A 20,202-nucleotide genomic window follows, 5' to 3' on the forward strand; every position below is an offset into this window, starting at 1 on the left:
GAGTGAGGTAATGAAACTAAATGATAAAGCAAAGAACGTGATAAGAGCATGGCTGGACATTACACCGGCACAGAAAAACATCTATTATCTTAATGAAACTTTTAACTTTGAGTCAAATGCAATCAAAAATAGGATATGGATGCGCGGCGATCCAGAGGAACTGGATGAGTTCTATAAACAGCTGCCACGTGATAATTCATACTTTTGGGCAGCTAGTCCACGTATTAAGATACGTAAGATACACTCCGGTTTACCTTCATTGATGGTTCAAGTTCTTACTGATATCGTGATACGCGATCTTAACGGTATTGATGTAGCAAGCCGGCAATTAGATTGGGACGAGATAAGTAAAGATAACAAATTTGACGAGATATTGCGTAAGGCAATTAAAGAAGCACTGTCCATTGGTGATGGTGCTTTTAAAATATCTTTTGATACTAAGTTATCAAAATACCCCATCATTGAGTTTGTGCCTGGTGATAAAGTAGAAATCGTATATGAGAGAGGACGCTTTGTCGAGTGCGTGTTCAAGACTGAATATAAACATGCACAGAAACGTTATGTATTATATGAACACTACGGTAAGGGGTATATAAAGAATGTTTTAACAGAGTGGGGACAAAATGATCCATTGCCATTAGACATGATACCTCAAACCGCTAAACTTATTGACGTTGCCTTCGCCGGCTATAAATTGCCGGATGAAAACGGGGAAAATGAAGTCATGGGTCGCTTTGCGATGGCCATACCGTTTAAAATCAAAGACAGTACTAAATGGGAAAACAGAGGGGAAAGTATCTTTGACAAAAAGACATCATCATTTGATGGTCTTGACGAGATTATTAGTCAATGGGCTGATGCAGTGAGAGCGGCAAGGACAAAGCAATACATTCCTGACGCACTGATTCCTAGAGATCCTGAAACAGGTCAAATGTTACAGTTTAATCAATATGATGACCGTTTCTTGATGGTTGAAGGAAACATGCAGGAAAAAGGCAAAAATCAGATTGATGTGACACAGCCTATCATACCATCGGAAAACTACTTACAATCATATATTTCCTTCCTAGATCTGTGTTTGCAAGGTATTATATCGCCATCGACACTAGGTATTGATACCAAAAAGATGGATAATGCAGAAGCACAGCGAGAAAAAGAAAAGACAACACTGTATACACGGAATATCATCATTGAGGCTATTCAAAAGACCTTACCAACTCTTGTTAATTGTGTGATTAAAGCATACGATGAATATACTAAGCAATCAAGCGGTGATGATGTTGATGTAACCGTAAATTTTGGTGAATATGCGAGTCCGTCATTTGAAGCGACCGTTGAAACAGTGGCAAAAGCAAGACCAGGCAAGGTCATTATGTCTATTGAGGCATCTGTGGACGAAATGTACGGTGATAGCAAAGATGATGGTTGGAAAGCTGAAGAAGTTAAACGATTACGTGTTGAAAATGGTGTGATGGAAACACAAGAGCCAACAATAAATGAATTTGATGAACTTAATGGTGATGTACCAGCTGGGGATGATTATAGGTGAGTAAGAAAGAAAAGGATCCATACTCTTTGAGAGAAATATATAAAGAGATGGAACTAGAATTGATTGCATCCTTACGTAGAAATTTTTTGAAACATAAAATGGAAGAGCACGCAGCTGGGTTTAGCTGGGAAATGTGGCAAAAGGCAAAGCTAAGAAGTATACATCAGTATCAGATGGAAAATAGTAATATCATATACATATTTAAAGCACGTATCAAACAAGCCATAGAGGATGTATTAAACCATTTTTATGATAGAGGGTATAAATCTACCTTAAATATACCAAAGGAAGGCAAAAATACAGCGGCACCGAATCAAAAGCCACCAAAAGAAACACAGTTTTTCGGTACTAACAAGAAAAAGTTGGATGCATTGATTGAAACATCAAAAAAAGACTTTGATAACGCCAATCATGCAGTATATCGTAAGATGGATGATGTGTACCGGCAGACGATATTTAAAACAGAGTTTCAGCTGTCTAGCGGGGCTTTATCATTAGGAAAGGCAATAGACAACACAGTTGAAAAGTTTTTAGAGCAAGGTATTAACTGTATAGGATATAAGGATAAGACCGGGCACATCATACGCTACGTTAATATCGCGGATTATGCTGAAATGGCATTGCGTACAGCGAGCCATAGAGCGACGTTACTTGGCGAAGGTTCAAAGCGTGATGAACTAGGTGTGCATCTTGTGTTTGTATCAGCTCATGCAAACTCTTGTAGGCTATGTTTACCTTGGCAAGGACAAGTGCTCATTGATGATGTATTTAGTCATCCTAGCGACAAGTATATAGCAAAATACAAGAATAAGTATAAGTTGCTGTCTGATGCTATTAAAGCAGGGCTATTGCACCCCAATTGTAGGCATACGCTAGCAACTTATTTTGAAGGTATTACACCTCTTCCACAACCACAAGATGATAAAAAAGCCTTAGAAAATTACAACAATGAGCAACATCAACGTCAGTTAGAGCGTGAGATACGAAAACGTAAGCGTATCCTCGAAGGTACCGTTGATGAAAGCAATAGAAAAAAAGCAAGAGCAAGATTAAGACTTGCACAAAAAGAAATGCGTGACTTCTTAAATAAACATCCTGAATTTAAGCGTCAAAGTAGACGTGAAAAAATTTATGGTACAGATAGTAAGATATCATCTAAACTACAAAATTTTGACGAATCCTCGTTGAAAGGTGCAGATGAACGTACTATACTAGAAGTAGATAAAGTGTTGTCAAAGATTTATGAAGATTACCCCCATATGAAAGGTGTTGTCAGCGAAGTAAGGTTAGTTGAAAAAGGTACCGCAGTTGCTGAATTAGACATCAACAGCCAAGGCATAAAAATAACTCTAGGCATCAATAAAAACCTTACACCAGAAAATGCATCTACCTTGACAAAAAAGATGTACAGTCAATATAAATGGACCAAGAAGCCTGGCATAGAGGGAATAGTCAGACATGAGATGGGGCATGTACTGAACTATGATTATTATGTACAGAAGAATCATCTTGAGTATGGCAAACCATATGGTGATATGCCTTTGCAAAAACTTATAGATGACCTTGAGAAAAATGAACTTGCAACAGAGCTTAGAAAAGAAACATTGAAAAGATTAGGCGTTGCAGATACGGATGAAAATGTTGCAAGATATTTTAGCTCATATGCCAAAAACAAATCTATGACGAATAATGGGGAGTTTTTTGCAGAAGCGTTTTCTGATTACTCAGATACTCAGGCTAAATTTATATTTATGGAATTATTGAAAGAGAGGTTGAAATAATATGCTTTTTTCACCACCTTTAGAAATCATTGATTTGATTGAGGATGTTTATGATAATGATGGTAATTTTATCAGAGAAAAAATATCAGAAAACGCAACGCCGGAACAGAAAAAAATCTTTGAGATGTACCAAAAGGAACGTGAAAAATCATTAAGAACATCTTTTAAGGTGGATTTAAGTGACAGAACTTATAATCCGGTTGATGGATGGAAAATGAAGTAGCACTCATAATGGGTGCTTTTTTGATGGAGGTTTTATGAAAGAAGCAAATAGGGAACAACAGAAGATCATGAGAGAACTGGACCATAAGATTGACGAATACTATAAAACTCACGATGAAGAAAGCGAAGATCTATACCGCATGCAAGCACACTACCACAAGAAAATAAAAGAAGCTGGTAAAAATCATGTGCAAACATAGCTATTTTGAGACAGTGGAAGATCAGTATTATGATAAAAGATTGATGTGCAGGACGTTGAAAATAAAACGTGCCTGCATTTTTTGTGGGAAAACAGAAAGCGAGGTGGTTTATGTGAAAGACCCGCCAAAGCGGAAATTACCATACTTTGGACCTCATTTTAGGTAAGTCCAACCATGATATGACTTTAAACTATGCATGTCCGAGAGGATAGGGGAGCACACCCGAATAAACAGGAGGAAATAAAAATGAATGAAAATTTAAGATATCCGCTAGACATCCAACTTTTTGCGGAAGGCGGAAGTGGCGGAGAAGGCGGCAATACCGGTACACAAGCAGGAGCGCAAGTGACAGCCACGCAACAGATTGATTACGACAAACTCGCGGAAGTTGTTTCAAAACGTTCGACAGGCACGGAAGATAAAGTTCTTCAAGGGTACTTTAAAGATCAAGGATTGAGCCCTGAGCAAGCAAAAGAAGCAATCAATCAGTACAAACAGGCACAGGCGGCAAAACAGCAAGAAGAGGCACAGCGTATCCAAACCATGCAACAAGAAAATGCACAGCTGAAAGCGCAGATTCTCAATTCACAGATTGACGCTAAGGTTACTGAATTGGCAGGTACGCTTGGTGTACAGGCGGAAAAGGTGCCATTCTTGAGCAAACTTGTAGACCGGTCAAAAGCAACAAAAGAAGATGGTGCGCTAAATGATGACAACATTAAGGAAGCCATCGAAACAGTATTAAAGGCATTCCCTGATTTCAAATCGACTTCACAGGTTGGAGGATTCCAGCAGATTGGTGGAGGAAATCAGGGCGGTGAAAGCGGAAATGGCGTCGATGATCAGTTAAACAACATTTTCGGAGTAAAGAAAAAATAAGGAGGACCATATAAATGGCAGAATTAAATTATGTAACACAGTTTTGGCCACGTATTATTGAGATGTACGGGCATTTATTGATGTCAAATGAATTGTATAACACAAATCAGGATATTAAGATTATTAACACAAAAGATATTCGGTTACCTAAAATCACAGTATCCGGATACAAAGATCACAACCGTAAATCTTTATCATTCAATACTGGTTCTTATGGTAACGATTTTGAGACTAAAACGCTTGATCATGACCGTGACATTGAGTTTGCGATTGATCCTATGGATGTTGATGAAACTAATCAAATTATTTCATTGGCAAATGTTCAAGCACGTTTTGAAAAAACGCAGGCAATTCCTGAATTGGACTGTTATACTTTCTCTAAGTTATACACAGAGGCAAAACGTGTCGGTGCTAAAATCAATAACACAGCAATCACGACTGCAAATATTCTTTCTGACTTCGATGAAAATATTGAAGCCATGGAAGAATCAGGTGTACCTTTAGAGAGAGTTATCATGTATTGTACACCTGCATTTAAAACTAAACTGAAAAACGCAGAAGGCATCCAGCGTACCTTGGAGGTATCTGGTGGTGCGAAGAATATTGACCGTCGTGTGCGCTCATTGGATGATATCAGCACTATTAAGTCTGTGCCGGCAAGCCGCCTAAAGACCGCTTTTGACTTCACTGAGGGGTTTCAGGTAGCATCTGCTGGAAAGCAAATCAATTATATTATGATTGATCCTGAGGCGCAGGTATCTCGCGTCAAATACTCTTATATCAAGGCGTTTACACCAGGACATGACAGTCGCTGCGCAGATAAATATCTGTACCAGAATCGCCGTTTTAACGGTACGTTTGCTTTGTTAGATGATTTATTGAAACAGGGCTGTATCATCAATGCAGAAGCGGAGGGATAAGCATGAAGGCGTTAAAAGACAATAAAGAGTACACCATTGCCGAAGAGCAGAAGAAAGCATATCTTGAGGAAGGTTATGACATCTACGGGGATGATGGAAAGTTGCTGGAATACTCTCCGAAAAAGAAAATCGAGTACAACAAATATGCTGCTTTGGAGAAAGAAAATCAGCAGTTAAAGAAAAGAATCAAGGAGTATGAAAAGGAACAAAAGAAAGCAGGTGAATAGCATGTACGCTACACCTGAATACTACACCGCTGATTACGGCGGTACCCTCATATCACAAGACGATTTACCAAAGGCCTTAGAAGATGCAGAGTACAGCATCGACCACCTTTGTTTTGGCCGCATCAAGGGCAAAGGGTTTGATAACCTATCTCCCTATCAGCAAGAGCTCATACGCCGTGCTGTCTGCCTGCAGGCTGATTATATCAAGCAGTATGGCCCATATATCAATAGTCCGCTAAAAGGCTATAGCGCAGGCAGTACAAAAGTCGAGATGGCCAATGTAACTTACGGCGGTATCAGCACTACGCAAGAGATAATCAATCTCTTAGAGGATACAGGACTCAGATGCCTGGTGTTGTAATTGCTAGCCCTTTCCCGTTTCCTGACCACGAGGCAACTGCTTATGTTGTTGTTTATCAAGAGCAGGACACAGAGGACCAGGGACCTATACCAATTGTGTTATATGACGGATTGGCAATCTACGACGAAAAGTCAAAGATTGTATACGGCAAAGACAGTAAGCAGATATCCCTCAGTGGTATGCTTATCATACATGGCGATGTACAGGCTCTGGATGGCAAGATAGCTTTCCAGGGCTTTGTACAAATCGGCAAAGAAAAGAAGCAGATATACGCTGTGCGAAAGCCAAAGCTGCTAGGTGTTATCTACAGCACGGAGGTTGATTTGTTATGAGAGTTAAAAGCGTAAAAGTTAAAATCAATCGGGAGGCGATGGCACAGCTTGACAAAGCAAAAAAGCGAGCCCTCGTGCTCACGGCACATGCGATGCTGTCAGATATTGTATCTCGGGGTGTAGCGCCAAAAGACATTGGAGAGCTAGAACGTAGCGGTTTTGTGGATGATGGGCATATTGATACAGAGCTAGTATCAAGTATTGTATTTGACACACCATATGCGCGCCGATGGTACTTTAACTTAGATGACGCTACGCTTCAGCGTACTAAAAACCCGAACGCACAGGATCACTGGATGGACTTCTATCTGGATGGAGAGGGATTACAGTGGGTACAAAAAACATTTGCTGAGTTTTTAAAGCAAGAAAGTGGAGGGCTTATCACATGATGACTTTAAAAGACGTCAAGGATTGGCTCAAAACGCAGGTCTCAGCGGATGCATGGAAGATAGGTACTTATGATGTGTCTAAGGATAAAACGGTCTGTGTGCGCAATCTAACGAGCAACCGCAGTATGTTAGCTATAGGCGGCCTGCAAAACACCACGACAGCTGTCAAGGGAATATCTATCGTAGTGCACTGGAATAAAAACCCTGATGAAACTGAGCGTGTAGCGCAAAGCATACATGCTCTTTTTTACGGGAAGCAGCCGGTTATTGGTGATTATCGGGCTATAAAATGTGATATGAGAAGTGACGAACCCATAAGCGTTGGAATGGACGCGAGTGGGATATACGAATATGTGATTGAAATATGGCTCACATATGAGCGAAAGGAGTAATTTATGGCAAAAGTAAAAAGTGGGGTTTTTCCGGTTTTTGACCTGGAGTTCAAAATCGGCACAAAGGGCAAGGATTCGACAGAGCAAGATATGGTGGCTATTAAAGATATGGAGTCTTTTTCTTTATCTATTGAGGGAAACACATCTAAGTGGAACCCTATGGACATGAAAGGGTGGGGACGTGCCTTAATGACTGGTAAGAGCATGACAGTGTCACTTAAGGGTAAACGTAATGTGGGCGACCCAGGCAATGATTATGTGGCGTCTGTGGCCTTTAAAGATGGTCTTAACTGCTCATCTAAGGCCGCTGTAGAGTTCCCAGATGGTAGTAAATTGGCGTTTGACTGCGTGTTAGACATCAAATCGTTTTTGGGTGGCGAATCACAGGATGTCGCACCGTTAGAGTTTGATATGATCGTGGATGGCAAGCCTGAATTTACTGAGGCTCCAGCACCAGCGGCATAGGAGGTAAGTTATGGCAAGAGAGTATAACATCGTCGAACGCCTGAAAAGACGTAATGAAAAACCAACAGTGATATTGGATGAAGAACATAAATATCCAATCAATACGAAAAAGACAAACGTCTTGTGTATGATGGCCTATATCCGGAAAACAGAAAAAAGAGGGAAGGAAGAATCAGATCCAGTAAAAGACATGGAAATGATGGACCATATCATAAAGATGGGACTCGGCGAAGAAGCAGCTGCTTACATCGCTGAACAAGATTACACATTTGCTGTTATGCAGGATATCATTGATGTAATCATGGCAGCAATTGGCGATGAAGAAACGAGTTTTGAAAAAGAGGAAAAAGAAGAAAAAAAGTAGCTGATCATTGGTATGATATCTTTGATGATTGGGATTTAATAGAGGCATCGTTTGCTATGCAGTATCCTCAAAAAGATTTGTATGCTACTGGCGATGATGATATGGAGTGGCGAGAGTTTATCACTTTGCTGTCTGGTATCATGCCGGAAACACCTCTTGGTCAGATTATCAAGATACGCGCGGAAGACGATGATGACATATTAGAACATTTTACATCAGAACAGCACCGCATACGTAATGAGTGGCGAAACCGTCAGTTACAAGAAACAATGAAACAAATGAGCAAAGAAGAAGTTATGATGCAAATGAAGGCTATGTTTAAGTCTATGGCATCATAACTTCTTTTTGTATTAGAAAGGCAGGTGACTATATGGGAGCAACCAGTGCAGGATCAATCCAAATGGATCTAGAGGTTAAGTCTGATTTGGATGAAGACATACAGGCTGAGGCAAGAAAGCTAGCTGATAGGATACGTAAACAAGTAGACTCCATGAGTGGAGATATGTTTAAAAACTTGCGGCAGAGTCTTGTTGCTAGTTTAGATAAGATGACTGAGGCAGTTAAGTCTTGTCTTGACCGTACTAAATTAGAGATGAGAGCGTTTGTTGAGCAGATGGCTAGCATGGTCAAGCAAATGTCCGGTGTACAGATGCCTTATCAACGAGCCGAGGACCAGTCAGTACCTAAAGCAGCAACAGCTAAGAGCAATCCAGTAAGAGGACCGCCCTCTTTAAGTGTGAGAAAGCCTAAGATTAAGTTTGATCCCCAATTCGACACGGAAATATTTAAACAAAAATACATGGAACTTGAAGAAATGATGGACATGTATGATAATCAAATCTTAGCGAAACAAGCGGAACGTAAGAAAGTTTTAGAAACATTTACCCCTAACATGAACGCAACAGCCGAAGAAACACTAAATAAACAAGTGATGGCTTTAGATATGCAAATCACAAAATTACAAGATGCAGCTGAACGCACTAACATAACATTAAGTGCTATGGATAGACAAATGGCAACAACGTCAATGTCATCAGTACAAGCTAGTGGAAGATTTGCTAAATTTAAGAGCGTTTTATTAGGATTTGCGATTGGTGGATCCACAGGATCAATGAAAAGACTTAATTCAGTTATAGGGAGCCTTGGAAGCAAGTTTATGACATCGACGCGAGCCGGAAGCAAATTAAGCGGTGTTATTAATAAGTTTCCTATATCATCTTCGTTGGCAACTGCAGGTTTAAAAAGGTTAAGCAGTTCTATGTTGTCACTAGCAAGCCAAGGGATTTATAAATTAGGTCAAGGGTTAAAGAATGCAGGAAAACATTTAGTGTCATTTACAGCTAAATTGTTAGGACTTAATTCATCATCTAAAAAGGCATCGTCAGGTATAGGACATGCAAGCATGGGAATTGGCAGACTAATTAAATCGTTCACAATATTCTCATTGATATTTCCACTAGTTTCTAGAGGGATTATGGCGCTAGGACAAAACCTCGGTGCTACATTGATGACAAATACCGCATTTGCAAATAGTCTTAATCAGATAAGATCTAACTTGGCTACAGCATTTACACCTATCTTTAATGCTATCATGCCTGCTTTAAATGCTCTTATGTCTGCTTTGTCAACCATCACAGGGTATATCGCTGCCTTTATATCGTCATTATTTGGTAAATCATATGACTCCACAAAACAGGCCACTGCTGGTATTTATGCCGCAAAAGATGCAATGGGCGCTTATGGGTCATCGGCAGACAAAGCATCCAAGGCAACCGAAAAAGCACGCAGATCCTTAATGGGGTTTGATGAGATAAACAAACTTGATGATAAAGATAGCGCATCAGGGGGCGACGGCGGCGGAAGTAGTAAAGCGCCTGTCTATACACCGACTGATCCTAACCAAAATGTTGTTAACAAGTGGGTAAAAAAACTTAAAGACTTATGGTCAAAAGGTGATTATGCTGGCATCGGAAAGGTCATCGGCCAACAGGTCAACAAGGCTGTAACATCATTTACAAAATGGATATCCTGGGATAACGTCGGCACTCAGATTACTGCTTTTATGACAGGATTTTGTGAGTTGTTCAATAGTTTGGTAAAAACCATCAACTGGAAAAATATCGGTAAAATGTTTGGTACAGGTATCAATACTATTGCAAAAACAATACAACTGTTAATGGAAGGCGTCAACTGGGGAAATATCGGTAAAGCTATAGCACTTGGACTAAATGGCCTTGTACATGAAGTAGACTGGGATAACCTTGGGCGCACTATTGGAGCATATTTCCAGGCGCGTATTAATGCTTTGTATGGTTTTGTTACAACAGCTAACTGGGAAGGTACTGGGTCCGCATTGGCCAATGGTGTAATGGGCTTAGTTAATAAAATAAATTGGGTGACCCTTGGGAAGACGTTAGGTACTGGTTTGTCTGGGTTAATAACAACAATCAATAACATTATTACTGGTATTGATTGGGTATCTATAGGTACTAAGTTTGGTAACGGACTTAATAGTTTTCTGCGTAGCGTAAAATGGGCCAATGCAGGCAAAACATTAAGCAACGGTTTAAATAGCGCACTTAAGCTATTGATCACAACGATAGCTACATTTGACTGGGTTAAACTAGGGCAAAGCATTGCTGACTTTTTGTGTAACATTAACTGGATAGGGCTATTAGCTAAGCTAGCGCTTATTATCGGCCAAGCCATAGTTGGATTGACCAAAACGATATTAGGATTTGTAGCACAACTTGCAAAAAATATCGGCGAAGGATTTTTCAATGGTCTAAAAGAATTTTTTAGCAATCCGATAGACTGGATAAAAACAAATATCGTTGATCCGTTTATCAATGGAATAAAAGATTTATTTGGTATTCACAGCCCATCAACGGTTATGGTTGAAATCGGTGGTTATTTGATACAAGGCTTGCTCAATGGCATAAAATCAGCAGTTACAGGTCTAATTGGTTTAATACCTAGCATATTTGGCGGCATCGGTAAAGCCATTGGTGGCATATGGGATGGCATTAAAACCACAGCTGGGAAAGCGTGGAAAGGCATCACAACTACGATTAGCAGTACATGGAACGGTCTAAAAACTAAGGCTGGCGAAGTTTGGGGAGATATCAAAAAAGGCATAAGTGATAAATGGGACGACCTTAAAGAAGGTGCAGGTAAAACATGGGAAGGGATTAAGTCAACGGTTTGTGAAAAACTAGGCCTCACCAAAGAAGGGGTAGCAGCTGATACCAAAACTATGTTTAATACGATGTCATCTATTGGAGATGATATTAAAAATGTTGTAGGCAATAAGTCTAAATCTACTGCTGATAAATTTGGTGAAAACATGAAAGCAATGAAGACAAGTGCTAAAAACGTTGATATTAAGTCAGCCGTTAAGTCATCGATCGATAAAGCACTAAATTGGATAGGTGACAGTGCTAAAAAAACAGCAGAAAGCCGTGGTAAGAGCATGATGTTAGGCATGTCAAATGGTACAAAAAAGGTTAGTATCAAATCAGCCGTAGAAACAACTGTGAATAAAGCAACATCATGGCTCAAGGGGCTCAAAAATTTATCTCCAACATGGGGTAAGGACATGATGTCCGGAATGTCTGAGGGGATGCGTAATGCTACCTATTTAGTGTCAAATGCAGCGAGCAATGCAGCAAACATCATATCACAGTGGTTACACTTCTCCCGCCCAGACGTTGGGCCGTTACGTGAGTATGAGAAGTGGATGCCGGATATGATGCAAGGGCTATCCAGTACTCTGGAATCAAGCACGCCTACCTTTATCAATAGAGTAAAAACTCTTGCTACATCTATGTCTAGTGCTATGCAGGCATCTTTACAAGAGCCTACGATAGCGTTTGCTGGAGAGCAGTCATTGAACGTTCAGCACGAATGGAAGGAAGAACATCAAAGTAAAGAAGCATCGTTGAAAGATGTGATTGATGAAATCAAAAACTTGAAACAGAAGTTTGACGAAATTAAGCAGGCTGTAGAAAACAAGGACACGGATGTTTATATGGATAGTGAGAAAGTAACAAAAAAAGTAGTTGATAACGTAAACAAGGACACACGTAAAAACGGTAAGTGTCCTATCGACATGTAGGAGGTGCAGACATGGCAATATTGACAGCAAACGGTGTGGCTTTGTCTGCACCTGTATCTATTAAGACAGACGACGAAATCATTTGGTCCAGCAATACCGGACGAGTGGCCAACGGTGACATGGAAGGTGATGTTGTCAAAGAAAAGAAGACATTAACCATCGAGTGGGGGTTACTCCAGGAGCCGGAAATGGAGAAAATCAAAAACAATGTAATTGCTGGATATTTTCCGTTGATTTTTAATGGTGGAGGCGGTGCAGGTTTTACTATCGAGTCTTATCGCGGAACACTGAGTGCAGAACATATAGGAGAATTAGACGATGGAATCTATTGGTATAGAAAAGCAACCGTAAAAGTAGTACAAAAATAGGAGGAAACTTATGAAATTAAAAAATAAACAAATTTTAGAAGCACAGCAGGCACTAGGCAAATTATTAAATACCAACTTGCCTGTCAAGCAGGCTTATCATATTAAAAAAACATTAGCATCTATCAAAAAACAGATTATGTTTATTGATGAGCAACGCAAAGATATGATCAAAAAGTATGGTGTGGAAAAAGAAGATGGTAACTTTGAAATTCCTGTTGATGAAAAAGAAAAACGCGAAAATTTTTTTACTGAATACGAGAGTTTGCTTGAAATTGAAGAGGAAATTGATGTTCGTAAGTTGACATTGGATGACTTAGAACGTGTAGAACTAACGGCGAATGAAATCGAAACAATCGAATTTATGATTGAAGTATCTGAGTAAACATAGGGAGGTGGTAAGATGATAACCACATCCGATAAATACAAGACAGCTGTAAATAAATCTGGTAGACACTTCAGGTGTAAGATAGACATAGGTGGTATTACATACACCGGTATTAAAGGATTAAAAATAAAAGGTGGTACAAACTCTAGTGATGAGATTACGTTTGGAGATACAGTATCATCTTTCATGGAATTTACCCTTACTGACGTACCTAAAAACACACTTCTCAAAGGTAAGAAAGCCATCCTCTACATCGGTCTTGATCTTATTGATGGCACTACTGAGTGGATAAAAAAAGGTGTTTATCACCTCGAAAAACCTATTAAAACAGGTGAGTATATAAAAATCACCGCATATGACAATTTTAGCCTTTGCAACAAAGGCTTTTTTACCGACCTAAAAGGTAACCAAAAAATTAAGACAATTTTGGATGATCTGTGCAAAAAAATCGGTATTACGTTTGCTGGTGGTGCTGATGATGTATCTTATAATGTAGATAAGTTAAAAGGTATGACCATGCGTGAGGCAGTCGGTGTATTGGCTGCATACTGTGGCAAAAATGCCATCATGGATAGTAATGGTAACTTAAAATTTGTTTGGTACACTGATACTAAAATATCTATATCACCATCGCGTTATGCCGATCCACTAGAAACGGCCGAGGATGATACATATATAAACCGTTTAGATTGCGCTATTGAAAACGAAAAATCTTTATCTGCAGGTACTGGGATAGGCATATACTTTAGCTGTCCCGGCATGACACAAACAAGGCTTAATACTCTATACGATCGTATCAAAGGTTTTACGTATCGTGCATTGACACTTGATTTTAAAATGGCACGTCCAGATATAGAAGCTGGTGATTTGATTAAGGTTGTTGACAAGGACGGTACCGTGTACAACGTACCTCTAATGGAATATGAATTTAACTGTGATGGTGGGTATTATGGATCTGTAATATCAAAAGGAAAATCAGAAGAAGAACAGGAAAATGAATACAAAGGTCCATTGCAGACAAAGGTGGAACGCACCTACAGTGATCTAATCAGTACAAAGCAGTTATTGGCAGACAAAATCACAGCGTATGAAGGCGAGTTTGAAATCATAAACACTAATTACTTAGAGGTTAATAAAAAGTTCACGGCGATGGAAGCTGAAATTGAAAATCTGGACGTCACAGAGCTTACTGCAAAAGTAGCCAAAATCGAAACATCCTACGTATCCAAAGAGTACGTACAAGAGCTATATGCTACTAAAGCAGAGGTGCATGTACTGGATGTAGATCTAGAGCGCGTCAACACTCTACTTGCAGGCAGTGTAACAGCAGGTAGCACACAGACAATCGTATTAAACGCTGACAACACAACGATATCCAACGCATTGATAAAATCAGCCATGATTGATAGCGTAGCAGCTGACAAGGTCACAGCTGGCACCATTGATGCTAGTAGAATCCATTTTAAGTCACAGTCGGGGCGGTTGGATATTTTTGGCGAGACGCTACAAGTTAGGGATGCCGATCGGGTAAGGGTACAGATAGGTAAGGACGGTACAGGTGATTATGCCTTATCTCAATGGGACGCCGATGGCAATCTTATGTGGGACAGCCGTGGCGCTAAAGCTGCAGCTATTAAGGATAAGATAATCGTTAATGATATGGTATCTGACAATGCCGGAATAGATGGCAAAAAGATAAACATCACGTCGTTGGTCAAGGAGATAAATGATGGGTCTGAGGTAATCACATCCAATCACATATTATATGATGGTAAATCATTAGATATTGTCTTTGACACCATATCAACAAAAATAGATCATCTAAAAATTGGTGGAAAAAACTTATTATTATATAGTGATGAAAAAGTAACAAATGATCAATATTTGATAAAGACTTATACCATGACAGAAAAGATGACATCTGGCGAAGTTTACGCTATCAGAATTTGGGGTAAATTGGGTGAAAATAAAAGCTATTTTACTGCATATCTTGATGGTGGTAATACGCAGTTAGCCATACTGACAAAACAAAACGATGGCACTTATGCGGCTACTTTTGATGGTATTGAAGGTAATCTTGCGAACAGTATTATCTATATATATGTATATGATGGTAATGTTGTAAGTACTAGCACTATTGAAAAAATAAAACTTGAAAAGGGCAACAAATATACAGATTGTACACCTGCTCCTGAGGATATCAACAATACTATTAGTGGAGTTGACACAAAAGTAACTGCTGTGACAGAAACTGTTAAATCTCACAGTACTCAGTTAACTGCACAAGACGGTAAGATTGCTACTTTAATAACAGATACAACGCAAGTCAAAAAAGATATTATAGCCACACAAGGTGAAGTTACAGCCGCCAAAGGAAGCATTACAACACTACAAACTAACTATAGTGCGTTAGATCAATCTGTCAAAGGGTTGAGTAGCACAGTAGCTAGTCACACATCAAGTATTACGGATTTTGGTACTAAAATAACAGCAGTTACCGACAAAGCAACAAAGCTAGAACTGTCTTTGGATGGTTTTAAAACAACCGTCAGTGATACTTATGCAACAAAAACACAGGTAACAGCTGTTGATGAAAAATTTGATAACTATAGCACTACTGCAACCATGAATAGTGCTATAAACCAGAAAGCTGGTGAGATAAGTGCGACTATATCAAAAGTTGAAACAACAGCCAATAGCACAAGCAGTAAATTAACTGAGCTTATTGCGACAGTTGATGGTATCAATGTTACAGTAGCAAAAAAGACAGATAAAGGGACTATTATCTCTACGATTAATCAGTCGGCAGAAACAGTAAAAATACAAGCTAATAGACTTGATTTAATAGGTAAAGTTACCATTGGTATGTTAGATATAAATACACAATCTATCATCAATGGTGTAAAAAAATGGAGTTATAACAATGATATTACATATATTGATGGCGGAAAAATTTATACAGGTACTATAAATGCAGCACAAATTGCCGCCAATGCAGTAACAGCAAGTAAGATCAATGTTAGCTCACTGTCTGCTATTACCGCAAATTTGGGCACGGTAACTGCGGGAAGCTTAACGTCAAAAACCGTTATCAACGTTACAACAGATTTAACCATCGGTAACAATATCTACATCAATCAAAATACCAAGGGTACAAAGTACATAAAGTTTACGGCAGACAATTGGATAAGATCATGGGTATCGTCCGAATGGGAATATATCATAATGGAATCAAGTGGTGTATCATCCATTGGAGCTACAGGTGCCACGAAATCAGCGTCAGTCAATGCGTTGGTGGTGACGGGTAAAAGTGAAGTGCAAATAAATGGCACAGACAGGATATCTATTAATAGCAATTTCACGGAAGTGAGCTCGGGACTATACATGCTTAATGGCGGAATACATTTTAATGCAAATAATAAAAGCGTATATGCTTATGCAACCAACGGGAAAGAATATACACAATTAACATTGCTTAATGGTGATGATAATTGCGTACTTGGATATGGCACTTATGCTAACAATATTGGTAATCTTAATCTCTATGGTTACAATATAAACCTTACATCCAAAACAGCAATTAAAGGTAATAAAGCGTATACCAATACCTCGGATAAACGTCTCAAATATGATATTAGAAATATTGCAGATGAATTAGTTGCGGTGTGGTATGAAATTATGCCTAAACAATTTAGGTGGCGAGAGATAAATGGTGATGATGGTAAGGTGCATTTTGGTATCATTGCACAAGATTTGATACGTGCCATGGAAAAACATGGACTTGATTATCGTGATTATGGTTTTATCAGCAAGTTTACTTTAGGTGAAAACAGTACCGAAGAATATTTAGCAGTAACATATGACTACTATAATATGCTGACAAGCATGGCTTTAAGGAAAAATATGATTGATCAAAAAAATATATACGAAAAGTATAATAGACGTCTTGAAACACTTGAAAAACAGCTTGATGATGAAAGACAGCTTAGAATTAAAGCTGAACAGAAATTGAATGCCATTATAAGTGGCGAAATTAGAGTACTTTCTAGGACGGTATAAAGCCATCCTTTTGCCATTACAAAAGGAGAGTGATTAAAATGGCTATGATTACAAACGCAGAAACAACAGAAATCGTAATGACTAATACAATAAAACTGGAAGGTAAAGTGATTAGGGTGCAGACATATAAGATTAATAGCGATAATCCAGATAATTACAGTGAAGAAAAGCGTTTTGATTACGGGACTACAGCAGATGACAAGGCAGTATATATGACAAACAAAGAAGATTTCCGCCAAGCAGAAAGCGCTTTTGAAGATAAGGTTTTTGCTAAAATTGCAGAACTTAAACTACAGAAATCTAAGTAGGAGGTGATCCTTAAATCTCGTTTCTAAGGGTGTACGATAACACCCTTTTAATTATGCTAAGAAAGCAGGAAAGAGTGAGGTTATGAAACATATGGATAAAGTATTCAACTCTGCCGTAGCTGTTATAGCTACGGCATTCACATTTTTATTTGGTGATTGGGATATAGCTATTATCGTATTGATTGGATTTATGGTGTTAGATTATGTTACGGGGGTATTGGTCGCTTATATCAATAAAAAGATATCAAGTGAGATTGGTCTAAAAGGACTAACAAAGAAATTTATGATTATTTTAATTTTAATTGGAGCAGTCATGCTTGATCGTCTGATGAATAACGGTACCTGGATGTTTAGAACATTGGTGTGTTATTTCTATATAGCGAATGAAGGCATTAGCTTGTTAGAAAATGCCGGAAATTTAGGACTACCTATTCCTAACAGATTAAAGAATGCTTTGGAACAGTTAAGAGAAAAAGAAAGCGAGGAATAATGTATGAAGATAAATGTACATGGTGGCCACAATAAACTCACACCAGGAGCATACAGTTTACTTGATGAACTGACAGAGGACCGAAAGGTCAAAGACAAGGTAATTAAATCACTTAAATCAGAAGGACATACAGTATACGATTGCACTGATGATAAAGGTAAGAATGAGGATGCTAATCTTGTGAATATTGTTGAAAAATGCAATGCACATAAGGTTGATATTGATGTATCCATTCATCTTAATTGCGGGCGTAATGATAAGAAAGGTGATGGAGATACTGGTGGTGTTGAGGTATATGTGTATGACAAATCAAAAAACTCTCCAGTAGCATCTGCTGAACGTGTTGCGGCTAATATATCAAAGGCTCTTGGTATTCGTAATCGTGGAGTAAAAGTCAACCCTAATCTTTATGTATTAAGATGCACAAATGCGCCGGCGATGCTGATCGAGTGCTGCTTTGTTGACGACAAGGACGACGCAAAATATTGGGATGCAGATAAATGTGCTAGAGCAATCGCAGAGGGTATTATGGGCAAAAAAATCGAAGAAAAGAAAGCGTCTAACATCAAGGCTGTTGTGGAGTATATGACGGAAAAAGGTGTAAAATGCTACATGAATGTTTATGCTAAGGACAAGCTTACTAAATGTAGCGGTCATGGGCGATATAATCAAACACTAACTATCGGTACAGATGGCGCACGCAATTGCTTTTTAAGCTGTAAAGACGGACAAGCGTGTGGAAAGAGCCACTGCAAAAAAAAGAAAGGCACGGTGTGCCACGTACGCAATGTAAAAGACCTAAAATAACTAAATATCCCTACTTCCTTAATTGGAGGTAGGGATTTTTTCTTTTATTTCTTTTAAAATTTTTACTTCGACTTTTTTTCTTGCCGTTACGGCATCTTCATAATTATCGAACCTTCCTATGTTTATTTTTTTGCCATTGTATCTTATGGAAGCTTGCCATCTTCCACGAGATTTATCCCAATTGACACCAACACATCCAGATTTGTTGTATTTACTTTTTCCTATTTTGCTAAGTTGCATTTTTGCTATTGCTTTTTCTGTAAACTGATAATGTCGCAATTCTTTTGATTTGCAACCACATGATCTTGATGTCCCCCTAAGTAAAGAATCTTCCCGAACATATAAAATTTTCCCACAAATACAGCGGCATTTTTGATAAAAATGTTTGTCCATCTTTATTGGTTTATCTTCTAATGCAGTTAAAAATCCAAATGATTGATTGTTTAGATATTTAGTTTTATTCATAATTAAGTGTATTATTGCTCTTCATCGTCATTTTTCTTATCCCACACCATCTCCCACACGATATAAGATATCATGCACAGTTTACAATATTTACCATTATGTTAATTAGCTTTTTTAGTCTATTATCGTTTTGAGGTGATTAAAAATGATGATAGATAAAATGAGGGCGTGGACTATATTAAGATATCATGACTGTGCTTATTTATTGAGTGGCGCTGAAAATGTTGCCAAGGCTCATGATATCAATAAGATGATCGAAAAATTAAGCACCGAACAAGGGGGAAGTTTTCGTTGTGAGAGATTGAAAAATAAATTGCATACAAAGTATGCCAATAAAAAAGAAATACACAAAAGCAACAAAAGTGAAAAAATAACCATCAAATGGAGTGAATATGATACAGCGGAGTTAATCGATTTTAGATATTTATACTTGGTAAAAAACGGTGTATGCGTTGGAGGATATTATATATATTATTAAAAAGGATGCATGAGCATCCAGAATAATGAGATATGTTGTACACACATATTATATAGCTAGTAGTGTATAAAATCAGTAAATTGGCTAAAAGTTACCAATATATTGTTATTTTATCAATTATCGAAAGAATAATAAAAAAGTGGAAAATAATTGAATAATTGGAAAAAATTACCAATGAAATGTAATGATAAATAAGCTATTATAAATGTGCGGCGAATGCCGTATATATTGCCTGCTGCTCCCTTGGAATAATGAGATATGTTTAAGGGAGGAAGATACATGGATGTGAGATCGATAAGAAAACGCAAACGCATAACATTAAAGCGAGTATCCGAATATCTTGATTTGCCTATACCTGTCTACATATATTATGAGATCATGGGTATTAAATTAATGCATACTGACATATTGATTGATTTATGTGACTTGCTTGGTATAGATTATCATATGCTTTAATAAATAAAACAGCAGGCAATATTTGGTGTAAATTTGGTGATGATTTTAAAAAACAGCAGTAAAAAATAGACTAAATATGCTATTTTTCACTGTATAATAAGTAAAAAAACACCATAAAAAACGAATAACTTGAATCTGCGTGTCGGCACCAGTTAACAATGCAAACTGTAACATATCTGATTTCTTGG

Annotated in this window: 22 protein-coding genes and 1 pseudogene; 22 read left to right on the forward strand and 1 reads right to left on the reverse strand. The window is 38.3% G+C overall.

All coding sequences use genetic code 11. From position 1 onward, the window contains the following. Window positions 1–10: 10 nt before the first annotated feature. The 21 genes and pseudogenes from EDD61_RS06705 to EDD61_RS06805 all read left to right on the forward strand — a co-directional run bounded on the left by EDD61_RS06705 (window position 11) and on the right by EDD61_RS06805 (window position 18,615). A complete protein-coding gene (locus EDD61_RS06705; RefSeq protein WP_132224697.1) occupies window positions 11–1,549 on the forward strand; it encodes a capsid protein in 1,539 nt (512 codons plus the stop codon). Further along, window positions 1,546–3,330, forward strand: coding sequence for a phage minor capsid protein (locus tag EDD61_RS06710; protein WP_132224699.1), 1,785 nt, complete (start codon window positions 1,546–1,548; stop codon window positions 3,328–3,330). The genes EDD61_RS06705 and EDD61_RS06710 overlap by 4 nt, the downstream gene beginning before the upstream one ends. Before the next feature lies 1 nt (window position 3,331). Continuing rightward, on the forward strand, window positions 3,332–3,553 hold the full coding sequence (locus EDD61_RS06715; RefSeq protein WP_132224701.1) for a hypothetical protein: 222 nt from the start codon (window positions 3,332–3,334) through the stop codon (window positions 3,551–3,553). Window positions 3,554–3,587: 34 nt separating this feature from the next. Further along, window positions 3,588–3,752, forward strand: a complete 165-nt coding sequence (locus EDD61_RS13805; RefSeq protein ID WP_008978892.1) for a hypothetical protein — start codon at window positions 3,588–3,590, stop codon at window positions 3,750–3,752. A 192-nt stretch (window positions 3,753–3,944) separates the two neighbouring features. Next, a complete protein-coding gene (locus EDD61_RS06725; protein WP_230326951.1) occupies window positions 3,945–4,631 on the forward strand; it encodes a hypothetical protein in 687 nt (228 codons plus the stop codon). A 14-nt stretch (window positions 4,632–4,645) separates the two neighbouring features. Further along, window positions 4,646–5,551: a capsid protein gene (locus tag EDD61_RS06730; protein WP_132224705.1), complete on the forward strand. Its 906-nt coding sequence runs from the start codon at window positions 4,646–4,648 to the stop codon at window positions 5,549–5,551. A gap of 2 nt (window positions 5,552–5,553) precedes the next feature. Beyond that, window positions 5,554–5,778: a hypothetical protein gene (locus EDD61_RS06735; RefSeq protein ID WP_132224707.1), complete on the forward strand. Its 225-nt coding sequence runs from the start codon at window positions 5,554–5,556 to the stop codon at window positions 5,776–5,778. Window position 5,779: 1 nt separating this feature from the next. Then, window positions 5,780–6,139 carry a head-tail connector protein gene (locus EDD61_RS06740; RefSeq protein ID WP_132224709.1) on the forward strand — a complete coding sequence of 120 codons (360 nt, stop codon included), beginning with the start codon at window positions 5,780–5,782 and terminating at the stop codon, window positions 6,137–6,139. Further along, window positions 6,124–6,471 (forward strand): hypothetical protein, encoded by a 348-nt coding sequence (locus EDD61_RS06745; RefSeq protein ID WP_132224711.1) that lies wholly within the window; start codon window positions 6,124–6,126, stop codon window positions 6,469–6,471. Before EDD61_RS06740 ends, EDD61_RS06745 begins: the two co-directional genes overlap by 16 nt. Then, window positions 6,468–6,860 carry a hypothetical protein gene (locus tag EDD61_RS06750; RefSeq protein WP_132224713.1) on the forward strand — a complete coding sequence of 131 codons (393 nt, stop codon included), beginning with the start codon at window positions 6,468–6,470 and terminating at the stop codon, window positions 6,858–6,860. Before EDD61_RS06745 ends, EDD61_RS06750 begins: the two co-directional genes overlap by 4 nt. Then, a complete protein-coding gene (locus EDD61_RS06755; RefSeq protein WP_132224715.1) occupies window positions 6,857–7,252 on the forward strand; it encodes a phage tail terminator protein in 396 nt (131 codons plus the stop codon). Before EDD61_RS06750 ends, EDD61_RS06755 begins: the two co-directional genes overlap by 4 nt. 3 nt (window positions 7,253–7,255) lie before the next feature. Further along, entirely contained in the window at window positions 7,256–7,717 is a 462-nt protein-coding gene (locus EDD61_RS06760) for a phage tail tube protein (RefSeq protein WP_132224717.1), read from the forward strand. A 10-nt stretch (window positions 7,718–7,727) separates the two neighbouring features. Further along, window positions 7,728–8,081 carry a hypothetical protein gene (locus EDD61_RS06765; RefSeq protein ID WP_132224719.1) on the forward strand — a complete coding sequence of 118 codons (354 nt, stop codon included), beginning with the start codon at window positions 7,728–7,730 and terminating at the stop codon, window positions 8,079–8,081. A 14-nt stretch (window positions 8,082–8,095) separates the two neighbouring features. Continuing rightward, window positions 8,096–8,419: pseudogene (locus EDD61_RS06770) on the forward strand (hypothetical protein); the annotation flags it as partial. A gap of 32 nt (window positions 8,420–8,451) precedes the next feature. After that, on the forward strand, window positions 8,452–12,198 hold the full coding sequence (locus tag EDD61_RS06775) for a phage tail protein (RefSeq protein ID WP_132224723.1): 3,747 nt from the start codon (window positions 8,452–8,454) through the stop codon (window positions 12,196–12,198). Window positions 12,199–12,209: 11 nt separating this feature from the next. Continuing rightward, window positions 12,210–12,566: a hypothetical protein gene (locus EDD61_RS06780; RefSeq protein WP_132224725.1), complete on the forward strand. Its 357-nt coding sequence runs from the start codon at window positions 12,210–12,212 to the stop codon at window positions 12,564–12,566. Window positions 12,567–12,576: 10 nt separating this feature from the next. Then, entirely contained in the window at window positions 12,577–12,948 is a 372-nt protein-coding gene (locus EDD61_RS06785; RefSeq protein WP_132224727.1) for a hypothetical protein, read from the forward strand. An 18-nt stretch (window positions 12,949–12,966) separates the two neighbouring features. Beyond that, window positions 12,967–17,010 carry a tail fiber domain-containing protein gene (locus EDD61_RS06790; protein ID WP_132224729.1) on the forward strand — a complete coding sequence of 1,348 codons (4,044 nt, stop codon included), beginning with the start codon at window positions 12,967–12,969 and terminating at the stop codon, window positions 17,008–17,010. 38 nt (window positions 17,011–17,048) lie between these two features. Further along, complete coding sequence (locus EDD61_RS06795; RefSeq protein WP_132224731.1) at window positions 17,049–17,318, forward strand: hypothetical protein; 270 nt, start codon at window positions 17,049–17,051, stop codon at window positions 17,316–17,318. An 82-nt stretch (window positions 17,319–17,400) separates the two neighbouring features. Further along, a complete protein-coding gene (locus EDD61_RS06800) occupies window positions 17,401–17,808 on the forward strand; it encodes a phage holin family protein (protein WP_132224733.1) in 408 nt (135 codons plus the stop codon). Window positions 17,809–17,811: 3 nt separating this feature from the next. Further along, window positions 17,812–18,615 (forward strand): N-acetylmuramoyl-L-alanine amidase, encoded by an 804-nt coding sequence (locus tag EDD61_RS06805; RefSeq protein ID WP_132224735.1) that lies wholly within the window; start codon window positions 17,812–17,814, stop codon window positions 18,613–18,615. An 18-nt stretch (window positions 18,616–18,633) separates the two neighbouring features. Here EDD61_RS06805 and EDD61_RS06810 read toward each other — a convergent pair whose 3' ends face one another. Continuing rightward, window positions 18,634–19,080, reverse strand: coding sequence for an AP2 domain-containing protein (locus tag EDD61_RS06810; protein ID WP_132224737.1), 447 nt, complete (start codon window positions 19,078–19,080; stop codon window positions 18,634–18,636). Between the two features lie 145 nt (window positions 19,081–19,225). Here EDD61_RS06810 and EDD61_RS06815 point away from each other — a divergent pair, with 145 nt between their 5' ends. After that, on the forward strand, window positions 19,226–19,558 hold the full coding sequence (locus EDD61_RS06815; protein WP_132224739.1) for a hypothetical protein: 333 nt from the start codon (window positions 19,226–19,228) through the stop codon (window positions 19,556–19,558). The last annotated feature ends 644 nt before the right edge of the window (window positions 19,559–20,202 follow it).

The organism is Longicatena caecimuris (genome assembly GCF_004341945.1).
GTDB lineage: Bacteria > Bacillota_I > Bacilli_A > Erysipelotrichales > Erysipelotrichaceae > Longicatena > Longicatena caecimuris.